At 65.4% G+C, this 17,316-nt stretch carries 15 protein-coding genes and 2 pseudogenes; 7 read left to right on the top strand and 10 right to left on the bottom strand.

All coding sequences use genetic code 11. The features are described from left to right. Positions 1-377: 377 nt before the first annotated feature. The 3 genes from BKK79_RS06405 to BKK79_RS06395 all read left to right on the top strand — a co-directional run bounded on the left by BKK79_RS06405 (position 378) and on the right by BKK79_RS06395 (position 4,158). A complete protein-coding gene (locus tag BKK79_RS06405; protein WP_071011509.1) occupies positions 378-671 on the top strand; it encodes an ArsR/SmtB family transcription factor in 294 nt (97 codons plus the stop codon). 478 nt (positions 672-1,149) lie between these two features. Next, on the top strand, positions 1,150-2,850 hold the full coding sequence (locus tag BKK79_RS06400; protein WP_071037364.1) for a hypothetical protein: 1,701 nt from the start codon (positions 1,150-1,152) through the stop codon (positions 2,848-2,850). 186 nt (positions 2,851-3,036) lie between these two features. Further along, the gene (locus tag BKK79_RS06395; RefSeq protein WP_071037363.1) at positions 3,037-4,158 is read left to right on the top strand and encodes a hypothetical protein; all 1,122 of its coding nucleotides are present in this window, start codon (positions 3,037-3,039) and stop codon (positions 4,156-4,158) included. A 97-nt stretch (positions 4,159-4,255) separates the two neighbouring features. Here the strand turns inward: BKK79_RS06395 and BKK79_RS40210 are convergent, their stop codons facing one another. Both BKK79_RS40210 and BKK79_RS42280 read right to left on the bottom strand, forming a co-directional pair. After that, a complete protein-coding gene (locus BKK79_RS40210) occupies positions 4,256-4,399 on the bottom strand; it encodes a hypothetical protein (protein ID WP_156811159.1) in 144 nt (47 codons plus the stop codon). A 778-nt stretch (positions 4,400-5,177) separates the two neighbouring features. Continuing rightward, positions 5,178-5,439, bottom strand: a pseudogene (locus BKK79_RS42280) (hypothetical protein); the annotation flags it as partial. 142 nt (positions 5,440-5,581) lie between these two features. Here BKK79_RS42280 and BKK79_RS40205 point away from each other — a divergent pair. The 3 genes from BKK79_RS40205 (at position 5,582) to BKK79_RS06385 (ending at position 7,610) form a co-directional block, all read left to right on the top strand. Next, positions 5,582-5,791 (top strand): hypothetical protein, encoded by a 210-nt coding sequence (locus BKK79_RS40205; protein ID WP_156811161.1) that lies wholly within the window; start codon positions 5,582-5,584, stop codon positions 5,789-5,791. 231 nt (positions 5,792-6,022) lie between these two features. Continuing rightward, positions 6,023-6,436: a TadE/TadG family type IV pilus assembly protein gene (locus BKK79_RS06390; protein WP_071037362.1), complete on the top strand. Its 414-nt coding sequence runs from the start codon at positions 6,023-6,025 to the stop codon at positions 6,434-6,436. Between the two features lie 31 nt (positions 6,437-6,467). Then, positions 6,468-7,610, top strand: a complete 1,143-nt coding sequence (locus BKK79_RS06385) for a TadG family pilus assembly protein (protein WP_071037361.1) — start codon at positions 6,468-6,470, stop codon at positions 7,608-7,610. A gap of 463 nt (positions 7,611-8,073) precedes the next feature. On the opposite strand, the gene BKK79_RS06380 is transcribed toward BKK79_RS06385, so the two are convergent. The 4 genes from BKK79_RS06380 to mhpA are packed head-to-tail and all read right to left on the bottom strand — an operon-like array spanning position 8,074 to position 12,488. Continuing rightward, complete coding sequence (locus tag BKK79_RS06380; RefSeq protein ID WP_071037360.1) at positions 8,074-9,003, bottom strand: 3-keto-5-aminohexanoate cleavage protein; 930 nt, start codon at positions 9,001-9,003, stop codon at positions 8,074-8,076. 23 nt (positions 9,004-9,026) lie between these two features. Further along, positions 9,027-9,896, bottom strand: a complete 870-nt coding sequence (locus BKK79_RS06375) for a fumarylacetoacetate hydrolase family protein (RefSeq protein ID WP_071037359.1) — start codon at positions 9,894-9,896, stop codon at positions 9,027-9,029. Positions 9,897-9,952: 56 nt separating this feature from the next. Then, the gene (locus BKK79_RS06370; protein WP_071037358.1) at positions 9,953-10,894 is read right to left on the bottom strand and encodes a VOC family protein; all 942 of its coding nucleotides are present in this window, start codon (positions 10,892-10,894) and stop codon (positions 9,953-9,955) included. Positions 10,895-10,919: 25 nt separating this feature from the next. Further along, entirely contained in the window at positions 10,920-12,488 is a 1,569-nt protein-coding gene (mhpA, locus tag BKK79_RS06365) for a bifunctional 3-(3-hydroxy-phenyl)propionate/3-hydroxycinnamic acid hydroxylase MhpA (RefSeq protein ID WP_071037357.1), read from the bottom strand. 110 nt (positions 12,489-12,598) lie between these two features. Here mhpA and BKK79_RS06360 point away from each other — a divergent pair, with 110 nt between their 5' ends. Further along, entirely contained in the window at positions 12,599-13,309 is a 711-nt protein-coding gene (locus BKK79_RS06360; RefSeq protein WP_071011523.1) for a TetR/AcrR family transcriptional regulator, read from the top strand. Positions 13,310-13,580: 271 nt separating this feature from the next. Here the strand turns inward: BKK79_RS06360 and BKK79_RS06355 are convergent. From BKK79_RS06355 to tnpA, 4 genes and pseudogenes are all read right to left on the bottom strand, one after another. Then, a pseudogene (locus tag BKK79_RS06355) lies at positions 13,581-13,979 on the bottom strand (transposase domain-containing protein); the annotation flags it as partial. 978 nt (positions 13,980-14,957) lie between these two features. After that, positions 14,958-16,526: an IS66 family transposase gene (gene tnpC, locus BKK79_RS06350; RefSeq protein ID WP_071037355.1), complete on the bottom strand. Its 1,569-nt coding sequence runs from the start codon at positions 16,524-16,526 to the stop codon at positions 14,958-14,960. Between the two features lie 29 nt (positions 16,527-16,555). After that, on the bottom strand, positions 16,556-16,903 hold the full coding sequence (tnpB, locus tag BKK79_RS06345; protein WP_071023156.1) for an IS66 family insertion sequence element accessory protein TnpB: 348 nt from the start codon (positions 16,901-16,903) through the stop codon (positions 16,556-16,558). Beyond that, the gene (tnpA, locus tag BKK79_RS06340; RefSeq protein ID WP_071037354.1) at positions 16,900-17,307 is read right to left on the bottom strand and encodes an IS66-like element accessory protein TnpA; all 408 of its coding nucleotides are present in this window, start codon (positions 17,305-17,307) and stop codon (positions 16,900-16,902) included. Before tnpA ends, tnpB begins: the two co-directional genes overlap by 4 nt. Positions 17,308-17,316: the final 9 nt, after the last annotated feature.

Genomic DNA, 17,316 nt, shown 5'->3' with positions numbered 1-17,316 from the left:
TGGCAACTGGCGCACGCACCCGGGCGGCGGCCCGCTGTCACTGAAATCTCCCGTAATCACCGGCCAGGGCTGGCGGCCGGTTTCGGCACGCTGGCAGCGCCCGGACCGCGCCATGCCCATCCTTGTTCCCACTATATATATATGTCGCGCGTGGCGATGGCGCGCGATCCTGCCGGGCCGGTTGCGGGCGTGGGAGCTTGGGGCTGCTTGGGGCCGCTTGTGCTCGTTCGTCGCCGCTTGTCGCCGCTTGTCGTCTTTTGCACGAAACGGCACGCACCCCCGATCCGTCATGTTGCAATTGCCAGCCGGCCCGCGTAGAAAGGAACCACAAGAAGACCGGCCCCACGCCGTTCGAGAAAGCCGACAAGGTATCGACCATGGAGACCCCACAGCCCAACGCATTGCTGCCCTATGCCCTGCTGGCAGTGCCCGCGCGCCTGGCCATCTGCCGCGCCTTGCTGGAAGCGGGGGAGCATGGGCTGCCCGCCGCCGAACTGGCGGCCATCGCGGGGCTGACGCTGCCGCGTGCCACGCACTGCTTCCGCGAGTTGCTGCAAGCCGACGTGGTGGCCGTCACCGTGCACGGGCGGCAGGTCAGCTACGTCCTCAAGGCCCGCCACGCGGTGCGCGAGGCGCTGGATTATCTGGGCAGTTCCGGGCTGCTGAGCTGAACCGTTGCGAGGGTGTCGCCCGACACTCCCGCCTCCCGTTTTCCCCCGCCGTACCCACCGCCCGCCAGGCAGCCGGCCGGCGGCGAGTTGCCGTCGTAGCCGGCGGGAGCCGTTCTCCCTTCTTCCGGGGTAGTCCATCTTGGCGATAGCGCCGGCGCCCGGCGAACGCCGGATTTCGCCGTGCCATCGCGATTTTTCCTGCAAATATGCTCGATAAGCAGCATTTCGGCTTTTTCTGCGGCGTTTGCGTCGTCCTTGCGGCATCTTTCCCATCTTTTGTCCCCCCATTGGTGGGATGACGTTCGCCGGGAAAATCGGGCATTAATGTCGTCGGTATCATTTTTGAAATTTCTTACATTTCTGCCGATAACCTCTGCGGAAATGACCGCCGCGCGGTGATCGCGGCACCGGCCTCGATGCCGGGCCTGGCATCCGCCAAGACACAACAAGCACCCCGAAATCCATTCAGGAGCGAGTAATGCAAACGAGTCTCAAGAAACCCCTGGTACTGGCAACCATGGCTGCCGCAGCCGTGCTGGTCGTCGCCTGCGGCGGCGGCGACGATTCGTCCACGCCGTCCACGCCGACGGCCAGCGTCAGCGGCAAGGCTGTGGACTTCTACCTGTCCGGCGCCACCGTGACCTTCACCGGTTGCAACAACCAGACCGCGACGACCGACGCCAACGGCAACTTCGCCTTCCCGTCCGGCTGCACCAGCAGCCCGCTGACCGTGACCGGCGGCACCGATATCGGTACCAAGCAGCCGTTCAAGGGCGTGCTGCAGGCACCGGCCGTGGCCTACAAGGCAGGCCAGGTCCCGGTGATCTCGCCGCTGACCACGCTGGCCGTGGCGCTGGGTGTCAGCCCCAGCGTTCTCGCCGCCAAGCTGGGCGTGACCAGCGATCCGACCCTGGTCGACCCGATGACCGACCCCGCCGCGCTCAAGGCCGCGGTGGTGGTGCAGCAGTTGGTCGATCAGATCAGCAAGACCCTGTCCGGCCTGGCCGCCAGCGCCGGTGGTTCGATCAGCTCCAGCGCCGCCGCGGCGGCCGCCGCCAAGGCCGTGGCGAACGCGATCAACTCCGCTTCGGGCACGGTCAACCTGGGCAGCCAGAGCCTGGTCTCCAGCGCCATCCAGGGCGCCGTGCTGAACGCCCAGTCCAGCCTGCCGGCCGCTCTGCAGTCCAACATCAACGCGGTCGCTGCCAACGTCGCCGCGGTCGCCTCGCCGCTGGTCAGCACCACCGTGACGAGCGTGTCGAACGCCGTGAGCAACATCACGCTGGGCTCCTCGCCGTCGGCCACGCTGTCCGCGCTGCAGAGCTCCGGCTCGCTGAACAGCGTGATCAGCAGCGCCAGCTCGACCCTGGCCACCACGCTGGTGTCGGCCGTGACGCCCGCCGCGCTGGGCAATAGCGGGCTGACCGCGCAACTGGCGACCTTCGGCAATGCCGTCGCCACGGGTTCGCCGTCCGATGTGTCGAATGCCGCCACCGCCCTGGGTTCTTCGGCCATCAATAGCTCGGTCGTCACCAATATCAACAACGCCATCACGCTGAACAACTACGTCCAGGTCGGCAATGTGTCGATCAACGGCGGCACGCCGGTCGCCTACAGCTCCTCGCTGACGGGCACCGGCACGCTGGCCGACGTCAAGGCTGTGCTGACCACCGTCGGCTCGCCGTTCGGCACCAACAGCTCGAACGTCCGCGCCGGCCTGCACTACAGCTACAACGGCAACAACGTCGACCTGATCATCGACAACGTCCAGCTGACCTTCGCCAGCGGCGCGCTGACGGCGGCCACGGTGCCGGCCAACACCAGCTACACCTTCAACATCTCGGGCGGCATCACCGCCAGCGTCAAGGCCACCAACAATTCTGCCGATAACCTGTTCGGCACGATCGGCGGTGTGGGTGCGCTGGACCTGCCGGTAACGACCTTCCTGAGCAAGCTGCAGGCGGCCGGTTCGCTGAGCTCCGCGCAGATCGCGTCGCTGACGCCGAAGTCGGGTGGTACAGCCAATGTGACCTTCGCGCTGCTCGGTACCTCGGCTAACGCGGTGGTGGTCGGCACCGGCACCGGTACGGCCGCCAAGAGCACGGGCACGGCCACGGTGACCGCCGGCAGCACGACGGTCAGCGGCAACGGCCTGACCTTCTCGCTGTCGCTGAACTAAGCCGGGAGCCCTGCTCCGGTTGGTCGTATCGCCCCCCCGCGGGGCGATGGCGCCACCGGGCGCCCGCATGCCACGGTAGACCGGGGGCGTGCAGCGGGCGCCCGGTTTTTCTCGTTTACGGGCTGGCCTGCGCCAGCCCGTTCGCACAACTGCAGTTAGGGGGCAGCGATGTCCCTGGAGTCCGAGATGTTCCTGTCCGTTTCGCGCCGGCGTGCCGCCGGTGCCATCGCGCTGATTGCCCTGGCCGGCGCCGGCAGCGCCCGCGCCGCGTCCGAGGACGAGTTCCTGCTCGCCGAGCCGACCACCGGCGAGTCCGACCGCTTCCGCGTCGAGGCCAGCTACGACGCCGTCAACAGCACGCTCGACGTGTTCAACCTGCGCACCCGCCAGGGTCCGCTGCCGGACGGCGCGGGCGACTACCAGGGCGGGCGCGTGATGGTCGGCTACAAGTTTTCCCCGTACTGGTCGGGCGCGGCCACCTACTGGCGCCGCAACATCACCTACGGCCAGGACACCAACGGCATCGACAGCTGGCAGGTGGCACTGCACTTCGACCCGCTCGCCGAGCCGGGCGCGCGCGATCGGTTGCTGTTCCGCTTCTCGCTATGGGGCGATACGGCCGGCGCGCTCAGCAAGAACTCGCCGACCACGGTGAAGGGCACCACCTTCAACCAGCTGACCGTCAACAACCCGAACGACATCCAGGCCCAGGCCGACATGATGTTCTCGGGCCAGCTCAACGACTACAACACCCTGACCGGCTTCGTCGGCGCCGGCATCAGCCGCGTCACGGTGGGCTCGATCAATGCGCAGCTGCGCCGCGGCAACTGCAACTTCAACGTCAGCATCAACTCCGACAACATGGCCAACGGCGCGCTGGCCGCGCCCTGTTCGGTCGGCGGGGTCACGCTGCAGCAGGCTTCCTTCAGCACCGACGCGTCCCAGTTCGGCATCAATGTCGGCCAGGACCTCAACTACACCGCCGGCTTCTTCTCGCTGGGCGGCTCGTGGCGCTGGCGCTACAAGGACTTCGGCGCCCACCTCGGCTACCAGTTCCAGTACCTGCTGCGCAGCGACATCGACAGCCGCATGTCCAGCTACGGCGCCTCGCCGATCAAGTCCAACCATTCGCTGGGCCTGGAGCTGTCCTACAAGGTGGTGAAGAACGTCGAGCTGTTCGTGCGCGGCCAGGCCTTCCTCTACAACTTCGTCGGCACCATTCCGATGCTGTACAACGCCGCCACCGCGGGGCGCCTGGACCGCTACTACGGCTACGCCTCCTTCGGCGTGCGCTTCTCGGGCTTCTGAGCGCGCCCGCGGGTTTGCCGCCGCCGCCGCGCGCAGCGGCGGCGCGCCTGGCTCCGCCAGCGGGCACCGCCCGCCCACGCCCCCGCTGAAGGCCGGCTCAATGCGCGGCCACCGCGCCGCCGGCCGCTCCCTTGACCGGCCCGGTCAGCCAGATCAGCGGCACGATCGCCAGGAAGATGACGCCCGGGATCCAGATCGAGAACGGATCGTCGACTTCAGTTGCATCGCGATCGAGCTGCATCGCTGTTGCTGGAAGCCGATGCCAAGGTCCTTGAATCGGCACTGGAAGCCAAGCGCCTTCGCGCACTGCTCCCGCCAACCATCATCCCTGTTTGCAGGGGCAGGTCACCTGGTGCGAGCCATCAAGGGCGTGCCACGCAAAGTGAATTGTGCGGAAAGGCACGGTGTACGGTGGAAGGCTCCAAATAGGATCATGACAGACCGGCGATGGCGCGAAGCCGGCCTCTGTCCGCGTTCGCGTTGCCAGGGGCAGCCCTCCGCGACACGCCGTTGCCACTTGAGATGCTGCGGCAGAGCAGCGCAGATGGGGTCAGATCATGGGTACACCGGAAGCAATCCCTTGCCTGCTATGTACCGCGCTCGCGCGGCGCTGGCGGGATCCGAGTGACCGCCTGAAGGGCGGTCGCATCTACCGGTGTGCCGCCTGCGGCGGACGTTACGCCGTCACTGGCGATGCCTTGGCTGCGCTCGAAGGGAGTGCATGGGATAGTGCCCAGCTACTGGAGACGGTTCGGCAGTGCATTGCAGTCGGCAAGCTCCCCCGAATCGAGAAGGTCAGCGGTAGACCGCAAGTGGTAGCGGCGGGCAGCCAAATCTCGTGAACGCTTTGGCGCCGCACTGACAGATCACCATGCCGGAAGCTCGCAGACCTTGGAGATGCGGCCCGCGTTGCCCGCAACCATTGAGCCCGCCCGCGGCCAGGATAGACCAGAATAGGCCAGGATAGGCCAGGGAATCACCCCGCGCCATCCATCGGGATTCCGCACCCCCCGCAGCTGCCGTTTGTTCCCGGCGCGCAGCCGTGAGAATTCCATCTGCTCGGGTGTGACCATCCTGGCGCCAGCACTGTTCAGATTGACGGCCTGCCCGGCCTTCACCCAGTGACACGGCGTCTGCTCTGATTCGCCCCGGCTCGCGTGCCGCCGCGCTTATGCCTGGCCCGTCCTTGACGCGTTGGAAAGCAACCGCTTTGAACTCCTCCCCGTGTGGCTGCCTTGGTGCCTTGGGCGTCGTTTTCCTTCCTTTGAGTGGCGTGTGCACACGACCGTTTGGAAGGCGAAGGTTCAGGGAAAGCGCAGATGTTTCGCCTCGCTTCGGACGCTACCGCACAGACCCTGCCTTGGCGGAAGCTGAAAAATGCCAACAATAAAGCGTCACTAAACGATTATCGGCGCAAGCGCCGATGGATAGTGGCGGCAACGATGTGGCGAAAGAAAACAGCGGTCTCGAACGAACCTGTGCAGGGTGTCTCGTGGGCGACAACATCAAATCGGTCTTGACCGCTCTCATCGCAGCCGCGGGCGTCATCTTCATCTACGCAAAGAGCACGGGCACCGAGGTGACTGCTGTGCTCTCACAACTGATTCATGCTTTGGTTTCGCAGGTGCTATAGGCCAGCCGCAGAGTCGGATGAAAGGAGCGGCACGAACTGCCGGAGAACACCCTTCGTCCATTGGCCCCATGCAGTTCCAGCCCAGCAGAAGGATGGTCTCGATGCACTGATGTCCGGCATAGAAAAACGCTAGTCGAGCGGATTCACCAGCCTTGCCCGGTCAGCATGGCTGGCGTGCAGTCACCGCTTTCCCGCGCCATCGGAATGAGAACTCTCACCACTGAGGTGAAAATGAAGAACCATAAAGAAACGGGTATCGCGGCGGTTGAATTCGCCTTGGTCCTGCCGGTCTTGCTTACCCTGGTTTTCGGCGCGATCGAGTTCAGCATCGCCCTGTATGACAAGGCCGTCATTACGAACGCAAGCCGCGAAGGTGCGCGTGCCGGCATCGTCCTGAAGAATCCCAAGGCCAGCGTGAGCGACATCCAGAATGTCGTGCTGAACTACTGCCAGGCCAATCTCATCACCTTTGGCTCGGCCACCACCCCGACTGTCACCGTGCCCTCTGGCAGCGGCGGGAATTTCGGTGCGCCTCTCACGGTTTCGGTCACCTACAAGTACACGGGGCTGGCACTCGGCAACATCGTCGCTGCGCTGACAGGACCGATCACCCTGTCAGCCACCACCGTGATGAACAACGAATAGCCGACCATCCACAGCATAGGCGAGGGTATCCATGCCAGTCCGACAAGCCAACAGGCCGGCCTCGCGGGGCCGGCCGTTTCTCCCGACGCAACGCGGCTCGATTGCCGTCATGACAGCCGTGCTGCTGACGGTCCTGCTCGGCTGCACCGCCTTGGCGGTCGATGTCGCGTACCTGTACATCGTACGCAATGAACTGCAGAACGCCGCCGATGCAGCGGCCCTGGCAGGCGCGCCCTGCCTCAACCCGCGCACCGAATGCCTGAACACCAAGAACAGCGCACCGGATTGGGCCACAGCCCAGCAGACGGCCACCAACGCAATCTCGCTCAACAGCTCCACCGGGGTGCAACTGGCCAGCGGGACGGTCGAGTATGGCTACTGGAACCTCACCGGCACCCCTGCCGGCCTGCAGTCACTCCCGATGACTCCGGGAAGCAATGACCGCCCGGCGGTGAAGGTAACGCTCTCCAGATCGACCGGCCAGAATGGCGGCCCGGTACCGACGTTCTTCGCGCGGATCTTCGGAACCACGTCCATGCCCGTCAGCGCAACCGCCGTCGCGGTGTTCTCCATCCCAGGCTATGCCGGTCACGGCAGCCTCTTCCCTGTGGCGATCACGAAATGCCTCTATGACAACTACTGGAACTCGACCACCCATTCGCCGATGACCGCCACGTCGACCACCAGTCCCCCGGGCTTCGACAGCAGCATCACCCAAGTCGTCGGCCAGCCTTACTATTTCAAGGTCACCTCGTCCTACCATGCGGGACCTTGCGAGGCAGGCCAATGGACGTCGCTGGACATCGACAGCAACAATGTGCCGACGATCCGCGGACTGATCAGCAGCGGGAATGGCGCGGGCATCGGGGTCGGAGACAGCATCTGGATCGAGCCGGGTACGAAGACCACGCTCTACAGCAGTGTCAATGCATGCAGCGCCGCAGGGGACAAGTCTTGCGAGTACGTGACCGTCCCCGTCGTGCAGGACATCTCGACCCATGCCTATAACCCCGTCGTCGCATTTGCCTGCCTGCATATCTTGTCGGCTGCCGGAGGCAGCGACAAATCCATTCTGGTCCAGATGAGCAATGACACCAGCCACTGCGAGACATCCAATTCAGGAGGCATCGGCCCGAACTATGGCTCGTACACCCCGCCGCGGCTCGTCTACTAGGCAGTGCCTCACCTGCTTGAGTGGCATCCCGGCTCTACGGAGCACTCACCGGCGATTAGCGGGCTGCAGCGGATCGATTCGGGCGCTCACCGTGCCGCAGGGCCCGCCACTCGCTGCCTGCCAGCCTCCCGTCCAGGCTGGTCGCAGGTCGCCCACGGCGACGATCCGGTTCACCGTTTTTGCCCCGCTACCCGGCCGGGGCTTTTTCTTGGCGCTTCGAAGAGTTCCTGGAGATCCGGCCTTCGAACAGGCGTCGCAACCCGGTCAATGGCAGCCAATTCAAGGAGGCCCATCCCAAGCGTCCTCGGGAATCCTAACGGATCGATATGTGCTCGGTTCGAATAGGGAATCCGCCGCGGGCATGGCGAGGCATCGCGGTGCCTCGATGGCCAGGATCGTTGCCGCGCTATCGCTGGTGCCGGTCATTGCGCCTTTCCATGTCGCCGGGGCGGAAGTGGAAGCCTTACAGGCGGACTTTGTCGCGCCCCTTCAGGCCCAGCATGTCGCGTGCCTCCGCCGGCGTCGCGATCTCGAAGCCGAGGCGCGCCAGCACGTCGCGTATCAGTTCCACCTGCTCCGCGTTCGACGTGGCCGGCCGGCCAGGTCCGAGCGACAGCGAGTCTTCCAGGCCCACGCGCACGTTGCCGCCCATCAGCGCGGCCTGCGTGATCAGTGGAAGCTGGTGCTTGCCGGCGCCGAGCACCGACCACCGGTAGGTGTCGCCGAACAGCTTGTCGGCGATGCGCTTCATGTGCACCAGGTTTTCCGGATCCGGACCGATGCCGCCCAGGATTCCGAGCACGAACTGCAAGAAGATCGGACCCTTGACCAATCCGCGATCGACGAAGTGCTTCAGGTTGTACAGGTGGCCGACGTCGTAGCACTCGAACTCGAAGCGTGTGCCGTGCCGCTGGCCCAGCCGCTCCAACACTTCCTCGATATCCGCGAACGTGTTGCGGAAGATCGAGCGGCGCGAGCCTTCGATGAAGTCGCGCTCCCACGCGTGCTTGAATGCCTTCATCTTGTCGAGGATCGGGAAGATGGCGAAGTTCATCGATCCCATGTTGCACGAGGCCATTTCCGCCGATACGTCGAGCGCGCCGGCGAGGCGCTCGTCCAGCGTCATGTTGACCGCGCCGCCGGTGGTGATGTTGATGACGGCGTCAGTCGCCTGGTGAATGCGCGGCAGGAACTGGCGGTAGGTGGCCGCGTCGAAGGCGGGCCGGCCGTCCTCGGCATGACGCGCGTGCAGATGCAGGATGGCGGCGCCCGCCTTCGCGGCGGCGATGGCCTCGCGCGCGATGTCGTCGGGTGTGGCGGGCAGGTAGGGCGACATGCTCGGCGTGTGGATCGAGCCGGTTACCGCGCAGGTGATGATGACTTTGCGTGCCATGGTGCTGGTGCTCCTGGTAGGGGTCAGGCCGGTTCGGCGACGACGATGTTCTCGATGTGGCCGATACCGTCGATTTCCACGCGCATCACGTCGCCGAGCTTGAGGAAGCGCGGCGGCTTCTGCGCACCGCCGACGCCGGACGGGGTGCCCGTGGCGATCACGTCGCCGGGCTCGAGCGTCATCACGGTGGACAAGCAGGCGATCTGCTGCCAGATGTCGTAGATCATTTCGCTGGTGTTGACCTCCTGCCGGCATTCGCCGTTGACGAGCATGCGCATCTGCAGGTCGTGCGGGTTCTTCACTTCGTCGGCGGTGACGAGCCACGGGCCGAACGGCCCGTGTGTGTTGAAGGACTTGCCGAGCATCATGGTCGGCGAGCGCATTTGCCAGTCGCGCACCGAGACGTCGTTGCAGACCGTGTAGCCGGCGACCACCGACGCGGCCTCTTCCGCCGGCACATGCCGGCAGCGCCGGCCGATCACCACGGCGAGTTCGGCTTCATAGTCGAGCTTGTCCGACACCTTCGGCATGTGGACCGGATCGAACGGCCCCGTCACGCACGACACCTGCTTGTTGAACCAGACCTGGCTGTCGGGCACCTGGATTCCGGCCGCGATTGCCTCTGCCACGTGGCGGCGGTAGTTCATGCCGATGGCGAGGAACTTCGATGGGTTCGGCACCGGTGCGTCCAGGCGCACGTCGGCGAGCGGCCAGGTCACCGCGTCTTCGAGGCGCACGTCGCGGGCGCGCTGCATCAGTGCGGGGCCTCCCTGCAGCAGTTCGAGCATGGTGGACGGCAGCGCGCGATCGCTGGCGGGCAGGTCGATGACCTGCCGGCCTTCGACCTTGCCGATCGAGCGATGGCCGCGGCATTGGAAAGTGACGAGCTTCATGTTGTGCTCCTTGTGTTCCTGGTGTGACGGATGATTGGATGGAGGGTGGCGGGTCGTCAGGCGTCGCCTTCCGGGCTCCCGGCGAAGATGGCGGGCAGGTCGGGGCCCCAGAGATACATGCCGTCCTCGGGCGCGTGGTCGGCGGCAACCCAGTCGACCGACGCGGGGATGTAATCCATCGTGGCGCTGTATTCGGAGAAGCTGCCCCACGGGTCCTGCACGTAGTAGAAATAGTTGGAGCCGAGGACGTGACGTCCGACGCCCCAGCCGTTGCGGTACCCGGCGGCGGCCATCTGCATATAGCCGAGCCCCACTTCCTCGATGGTCGGCACGTCCCAGCTCAGGTGGTGCAGGGCCGGCGCGGGGCTCGCCGCGAAGGCGAGCAAGTGGTGATCGCCGCCGTGCGGCGCATGGATGAATGCCACGCCGTCGCCCGATCGATCGGACAGGCGCAGGCCCAGCACGCGCTCGCAGAAGTCGATCTGCGCGGGCACGCTCGTGGTGGCGAGTGCGATGTGCGACAGCCGCGAGGGCTCGACGCGCGGCGTGTTGCGCCGGTACGGCGCGCAGCGCGTGCCGTCCACCGGCAGCGGAGGGTTCGCATGGGCAGCCGCGTCCAAGGTGGTTTTCACGCCGGCGCGGATCTGCAACGGCAGGCCGTCCGGATTGCGGATCCAGAAGCCGGAAGCATCGGCGCCCGCGGGCGGATCGATCAGCGCGACGCCGGCCTCCAGTGCGCGCGCGCGCAGCGCCTCCAGGTCGTCCTCGAAGGCATGCAGCGTGAGCCATTCGAACTTCTTGCGCGCGCCCTGGCGCAGCCGGCCCCACACGTGCGGCGAGCCGAAGGTGCGGATCAGCAGGCCGGTGTCGCCGTCGGGCTGCACGTCGAGGCCGAATGCCGAGTAGAAGCGATTCGCGTCGTCGAGCGACGGCACGGTCATGCGGAACTCGCCGATCGAATGGATGCCGAGGCGGTCGCGCCTGCGTTGTTGCGTCATGGTGTCTCCTGTCGTGGGATGGAATTCAGGCGCATTGCAGTGCGTGGCGCCAGGTATCGACGAGCGCGTCGAGTTCGTCCGCGCTGCGTGCCGCGCCGAAGCTGTAGAAATCGGGGCGCGCGAGCACGGCTTCCACGCCATGCCGGTCGAAGTAATCGGCGTACACGCCTTGCAGGTCGGCGAAGCCGCCGGGACCGAAATGGGCGATGATCGCCTGCTGTTTGTCGAGCCCGGCGCGGTTGGCCGGACTGAGCTTGTCGAGGACCTCGCGGTTGCTGGCGATCAGGGCGAAGCCGTTGCCGAACACGTCGTCGAAGAGGCCGCGGCGGCCGCCGGACTCGACCATGCCCTGGGGTGCCAGCCAGCCGCTGCCGGGCGCGTGCGGGTCATAGAGGCCCGCGCCCAGGCGCGGCTGCGGCGCCTCGGGCGGCCGGAAACCGGGCGTGGCCTGCGCGGCCAGCATCTCGCGGTCGCGCGCGGCGGCCGCTTCGGGATCGGTGATGCAGATGACCTTGCCCAGCGCGATCGAGAAGTCGATCATTTCGCGCACGTGGTGCAGCCGCTCGGGGCCGTAGCTGTCGAGCAGGGTGTCGCCGGCCTTGCCGTCGAGGATCGCGTTCAGTCGCCACGCGAGCGCCCCCGCGTCGCGCAGGCCGCTGCACATGCCCTGGCCGGCGAACGGCGGCATCAGGTGTGCCGCATCCCCGGCCAGCAATGCGCGGCCCTTGCGCCATGACTTCGCCCAGCGACCGCGGAAGGTGTAGACGGCGTGGCGTTCGAGGAGCGCGTTGTCGGGCGTGATGTCCCAGCGGGCAAGCAGGTCCCACGCCACCGTATCCTGGTTCATCTGCTCCGGGGTCTCGCCGGGCAGCAGCATGAATTCCCAGCGGCGGCGGCCCGGGCCGCCCGACACGATCGTCGTGGGCCGCGCGGGATCGCACAATTGCCAGCTTCTCGGCATCCACTCGCGCTGCTGCAGGGGCTTCACGTCGACCACCAGCCAATCGAACGCGAAGCCGAGGTCCTCGAACTCGATGCCGAGAGCGTTGCGCACCATCGAGTTCGCGCCGTCCGCACCCACCAGGTAGCGCGCGCGGATCCTGCCGGTTTCGCCGCTGCCGACCCACCGGCCATCCACCAGCCCGCCGGCCTCGATATCGAGCTCCACCCTCTCGGCTTCTTCGCGCAGCGCGGTGGCCGACCAGCCCTGGCGTACCGTGACGTTCGGCAGCCGCTTGACGTGGCGGTCGAGCACGGCTTCGAGCTCCGGCTGCGCGAAGGTGCTGGCGACAGGCCAGCCGCTCGGACCCTGGCCCTCCCAGCGGAAGTCCATCAGCACCTCATGGTTGGCGTTGCACCACTGGTAGCGGTCGGAGGCCTCGGCAATGCGCTTGATATCATCGATGACACCCGAAGCCTGGAAGAGGCGGGCAATCTCGTGGTCGTAGTGGACTGCGCGCGGCAGCGGATAGAGATCGGGCCAACGCTCGACGACGGCCACGCTGCGCCCCGCGCGCCCCAGCATCAGCGCGAGCAACTGGGCCGTGGGGCCATAGCCGACGATCGCCACATCCACGAACTGGTCTGCCTCCATGTCTTCTCCCGGATCAGGTAAGATCTTAAAATGACGAATCAGTACAATTCATACTTAATTGTCAACTTGACGAATTGCTTCACGCAATGGGGGAAACCCGAGGGGTCGCGATGAGGGCGTCGGGCGACAGCGCGGGGCTGGCCGCGAGCGAAGCGGCCAAAGAGGATCATCGTGTGCGGACCGGCGCGGCACGGCGCGAGTCGACGCGGCGCAAGCTGCTCAGCGCGGCAGTGGAAGTGTTCGCGGCCAAGGGGCCGGACGCAGCGTCGATCGACGACTTCCTCGCCGCGGCGGGCGTCGCGCGCGGCACCTTCTACAACTACTTCAAGACCACCAGCGAAGTGCTTTCCGCCGTCACGTCGGAATTGAGCGACGCGGTGATCGCCCGCATCGAGGACTGTGTACGACAGATCGACGATCCGGTCGAGCGGGTCTGGGTGGGGTGCCTGATCTACATGGAAGTGGCCGTGTGCCATCCGGCCTGGGGCAGGTTCATCGCGCGGGCAGGGGGGCGCAGCGAGGCGACGGGGCGGCTGACTGACATCTACCTGCCGCGCGATCTCGTCAGCGCGCGCGAACGAGGCATGGCGCATTTCACGCACGACCGCGCGGCCAGGGATCTCGTGGTAGGCGCGATCTACCAGAGCATCGAGACGGTGTTATCCGGCGCGGCGGAGCGCCAGCACTTGCGAGACCTGATGCGTCTCGTACTGGCCGCACTGGGCATTGCGCCATCGACTATCGAGCGGCTCAACGACATGCCGCTGCCGGAGATCGAGCTGCCTGACAGCCTGAAATCGTTGGAAGCAGCGAAACCGTAGCCCTTGACCTATCTCCAGGGCTCGTGAACCTGATGCCGCCAGTTCCGCCCGCCAATGCCGCTAGCCCGCGTCTGCCCCGCAGTGTCGGCGTTGGCCGCCTCCGTGGCCGGGGTTGTGACCTGCGCCGGTCTGATGGGCAGGCCGGGCGACATCGAAGGGATATGGATGGAACCCGTGGTAGGGGCGGGTCAAGCTGCGTGTCAGTTCAAAGTCGGGTGAACAAAGTTCAAGGCTGAGCGAATCTCGACACCTGCCTACTGTCGAGATTCACTCAACTATGAACCGGTGGGCCGCTAAGCGTGTAGCCAGCACCGCCTTGACGTCCGAAGCATTTACGCTGGCTTAGCAGTTGCTCGGCAACGAACCAGGGCAGAAGCTCGTCGACACGGTTGACCGCATGGTCTGGGATGCGCGCGAGCACGAAGCACAGATAGGCCTCGGGATCGACGCCATTGAGTTTGGCTGTGCCGATCAAGCTATAGATTGCCGCAGCGCGCTCTCCGCCCGAGTCTGCACCCACGAAGAGGTAATTGCGCCGCCCGATGGCCACGCCGCGCAGGGCACGCTCGACCGGCAAATTGTCGATCTCCAACTGCCCGTCGTCGCAATAGCGCGTGAGAGCCGCCCACCGATTCAATGCGTACAGAATCGCTCGACTCGTGTCGGATTCCGGCCAGGCTCAAGGTGTGGGAGTGGATTGAGATCTCGTGGTGTGCGAGGCATCAGTCTCCATGGGTACTTCGCTCTGGCGCTGGTGGCTAATGTTCTGGGGCGTGCGGTTGGGCGGCGGGTCGCACCGGGGGCAGGACCGGGCTCGGGCCAAGGCTCTTCTGGAGGGGGCGACTGCCCGAAAAAACGCCCCAGCCGGGTGGCTGGGGCGGAAGTAGGGAACGGGGTGTGTCGAACGCCCCGTGGGGACTGTAGGTTTTGCTGTCAGGAGCCGCTATCCCTCAATAGGGGGACTTCGGTGCGCTGGCCCACATGCCTGTGACGTGCGGTAGCTCCGGATCTGACGCGCTACCGCATCGGGAACTTCGCAGTGAGTGCGCCGCCCAGCGCCGGCGCGGCGGCCCGGTAGCGGTGATGCTGCAGATTGTTCGTGGTCGCCTTAGGCGCTTTGGCCCATTGCTGCCGGTGGCTGCCGGTGAGAAGAGGACCCTCGCTGGCCTAGCCGAGGGCCCAATAAGACGGGCATTGCGAACGAGCCCAGGGCAATTCTTGCTTGCGCCAGCGGTCGCTTGAATGCGGGAAATTCCCTTACGTCGAGATGCGACAGCGGGCTTGACATGCTGACCGTTCATCGACTGTCAGTTACAGAGCCTTGGAGGTGCCTGATGGCGGCGGCAGCCGACTAAGACGCCCGGCGGGCGTAGATGATGAGGCCTGTTCTAGGGGCGTCAGGGGCTGCGCAGCTTGCCACTGGAAAACCGTGGAGGCCTGGCCCAGTTGACAGGGATGCCGGATTCTGACTGACAAGCTCCCTCACCGTTAGCGTTGCACTAGACTGGAAAGAGGGCTTTGGACGACCACGCCCGCGTTGGACTTGTCTGCTGCTAGAAGCTTTGGCAGGTCTCAGGATTTTCAGGAGGGCAGCCATGGGGGATATAGGTAAGCGTGTCGCCGGAGCCGTCTTGCGCTACGCCAGCGTTTATGCGGTTGCGAGCCGATCGGCGACGGCCCAGGGTGTAAGCTCGTCAATCTGGTTGATAGGATGGTCTGCAATGCGCGTGAGCACGGCGCGCAGATACGCCTCGGGATCAAGGTCGTTGAGCTTGGCCGTGCCGACCAGGCTGTAGATCGCGGCGGCACGTTCGCCACCTGAGTCCGCGCCAGCGAACAGGTAGTTCCGGCGCCCGATGGCCACACCGCGCAAGGCGCGCTCGACCGGCAGGTTATCGATTTCCAGACGCCCATCGTCACAGTAGCGCGTGAGCGCTTCCCACCGATTCAGAGCATAGAGGATCGCCCGACTCGTGTCGGATTTGCGCGAGAGTGTCTCCAGTGTGGCGCCCAGCCACGCATGGAGTTGATCGAGCAAGGGCCTGGCGTGAGATTGCCGGTACGCTCGCCGCTCGTCAGGCGGTTTGCCCCGGATCGCTTCCTCAACCTTGTACAGCGCGCCGATGCGTTCTAGCGCTTCGGTATTCAAGGCATTCGGCCGCGCGGCATGCAGTTCGTAGAACTGCCGCCGGGCATGGGCCCAGCAAGCTGCTTCGGCCACTCGTCCGGTTTCGTAGATTGCCTGGTAACCGCCGTAGGCATCGGCCTGCAGCGTGCCGTTGAACGATTCGAGGTGCTGCTGCGGGTGGATGCCCTTGCGATCCGGTGTATAGGCGAACCAGACCGCCGGCGGCGCCATGTCGCCTGAGTTTCGGTCGTCGCGCACGTAGACCCACAGCCGTCCGGTCTTGGTCTTGCCATTGCCCGGCGCAAGCACCGGCACTGGCGTATCGTCCGCATGCAGTTTTGTGGCTGCCATGACGTGCCGGCGCAAGGCATCGACGAGCGGTTGCAGCAGATTCGCTCCATGGCCAACCCATTTCGCCAGCAGCGAGCGATCTAGCTCCACGCCTTCGCGAGCATAGATCGCCGACTGGCGGTAGAGCGGCACGTGGTCCGCGAACTTCGAGACCAGCACATGGGCCAGCAAGCCCGGGCCGGCCCGGCCACGCTCGATGGGGCGGCTCGGCGCAGCCGCTTGTGCGATGTGGTCGCAGCACGTGCACGCCAGTTTCGGGCGCACGTGGCGGATCACGCGAAAGCTGGCAGGCACATATTCGAGTTGTTCGGAGATGTCTTCGCCAAGCTGCTTCATCGGTCCGCCACATGCCGTACAGGTTCCCCCCGATTCCGGCCAGTGAGTCAGGATCTCGCGTGGCAGATGCTCCGGGAGTGGTTTGCGTGGCGCCTGTTCAGGTGCGGTACGCGGCGTCTTCGGAATCTCGATGGGAGCGGCGCCTTCGTCGGCTTCCAGCTCTTCCAGCCGCAACTCGAGTTGCTCGATCTGGCGATCCAGTTTCTCGGAGCTGCGGCCGAACTGCATGCGGCGAAGCTTCGCGATCAGCAGCTTCAGATGCTCAATCTCAGCCTTGGCAGTGGCATTTGCTGCCTTGTGCGATTCGACCACATCTTCCAGATGCCCGATGCGCGCATCGCGCTCAAGCAGCAAGGCTTTGAGCGCTTCGATGTCGTCCGGATAGGCGTCTGCCGTGGTCATGCCGGCAGTTTACGCGGTGGCCAGCAGGTTTACAACGCCGATGTCGGCTCTGTCGTGCGTAGGGGCTGCCGCCAGTCGATGCCTTCGAGCAGCATGGACAGTTGGGCCTGGCTCAGGCACACCACGCCACCATCGGCACGTGGCCACACGAACCGGCCGCGCTCCAGCCGCTTCATCAGCAAACACATGCCGTCGCCGCTCCACCACAGCACTTTGATCAGATCGCCACGCTTGCCTCGAAACACAAACACGTGCCCGCTGAATGGATCTCGCTCCAGCACCGTCTGGACCTTGGCGGCCAGGCTGTTGAAGCCCGAGCGCATGTCGGTTACGCCGGCGGCCAGCCAGATTCTCGTGTGGCTGGGTAAGCCGATCATGCTGCCGATCCCGATGTGCCGCGCAACATGCGGAGCACCAGCAGTAACGTGGCTTCGTTGGGCGAGCCTTCAATGCGCACGAGGGTGTTACCCACGCTGATCTCGATGGAGCCCGCCGCAGCAGCGCTGGCAACTGGAGCCGGGGCCGGATGCTCCATCTCTTGCATCGGTGCTTCCACTGTCACGGGCAGCAAAGCCACCGGATCGTATTCGCCAGCACGAAGCGATCGGCGCCATTTGAATAACAGGTTCGGATTCAACCCGTGTTCCATCGCCAAACGCGCCACCGATACGCCTGGTTCGCAGGCCAGCTTGGCCAGATGCCGCCGGAATTCGATGGGGTGGTTCGGGATGCCTTTGCGTGAGCTTCTCTTCGGTGCCTCTGTTGCCACTGTGGTCCCCACTACTTTTTG

Source organism: Cupriavidus sp. USMAA2-4, assembly GCF_001854305.1.
Lineage (GTDB): Bacteria > Pseudomonadota > Gammaproteobacteria > Burkholderiales > Burkholderiaceae > Cupriavidus > Cupriavidus malaysiensis.
Note: the sequence above shows the minus strand (reverse complement) of the source record. Positions and strands in the feature narration are given on the sequence as shown.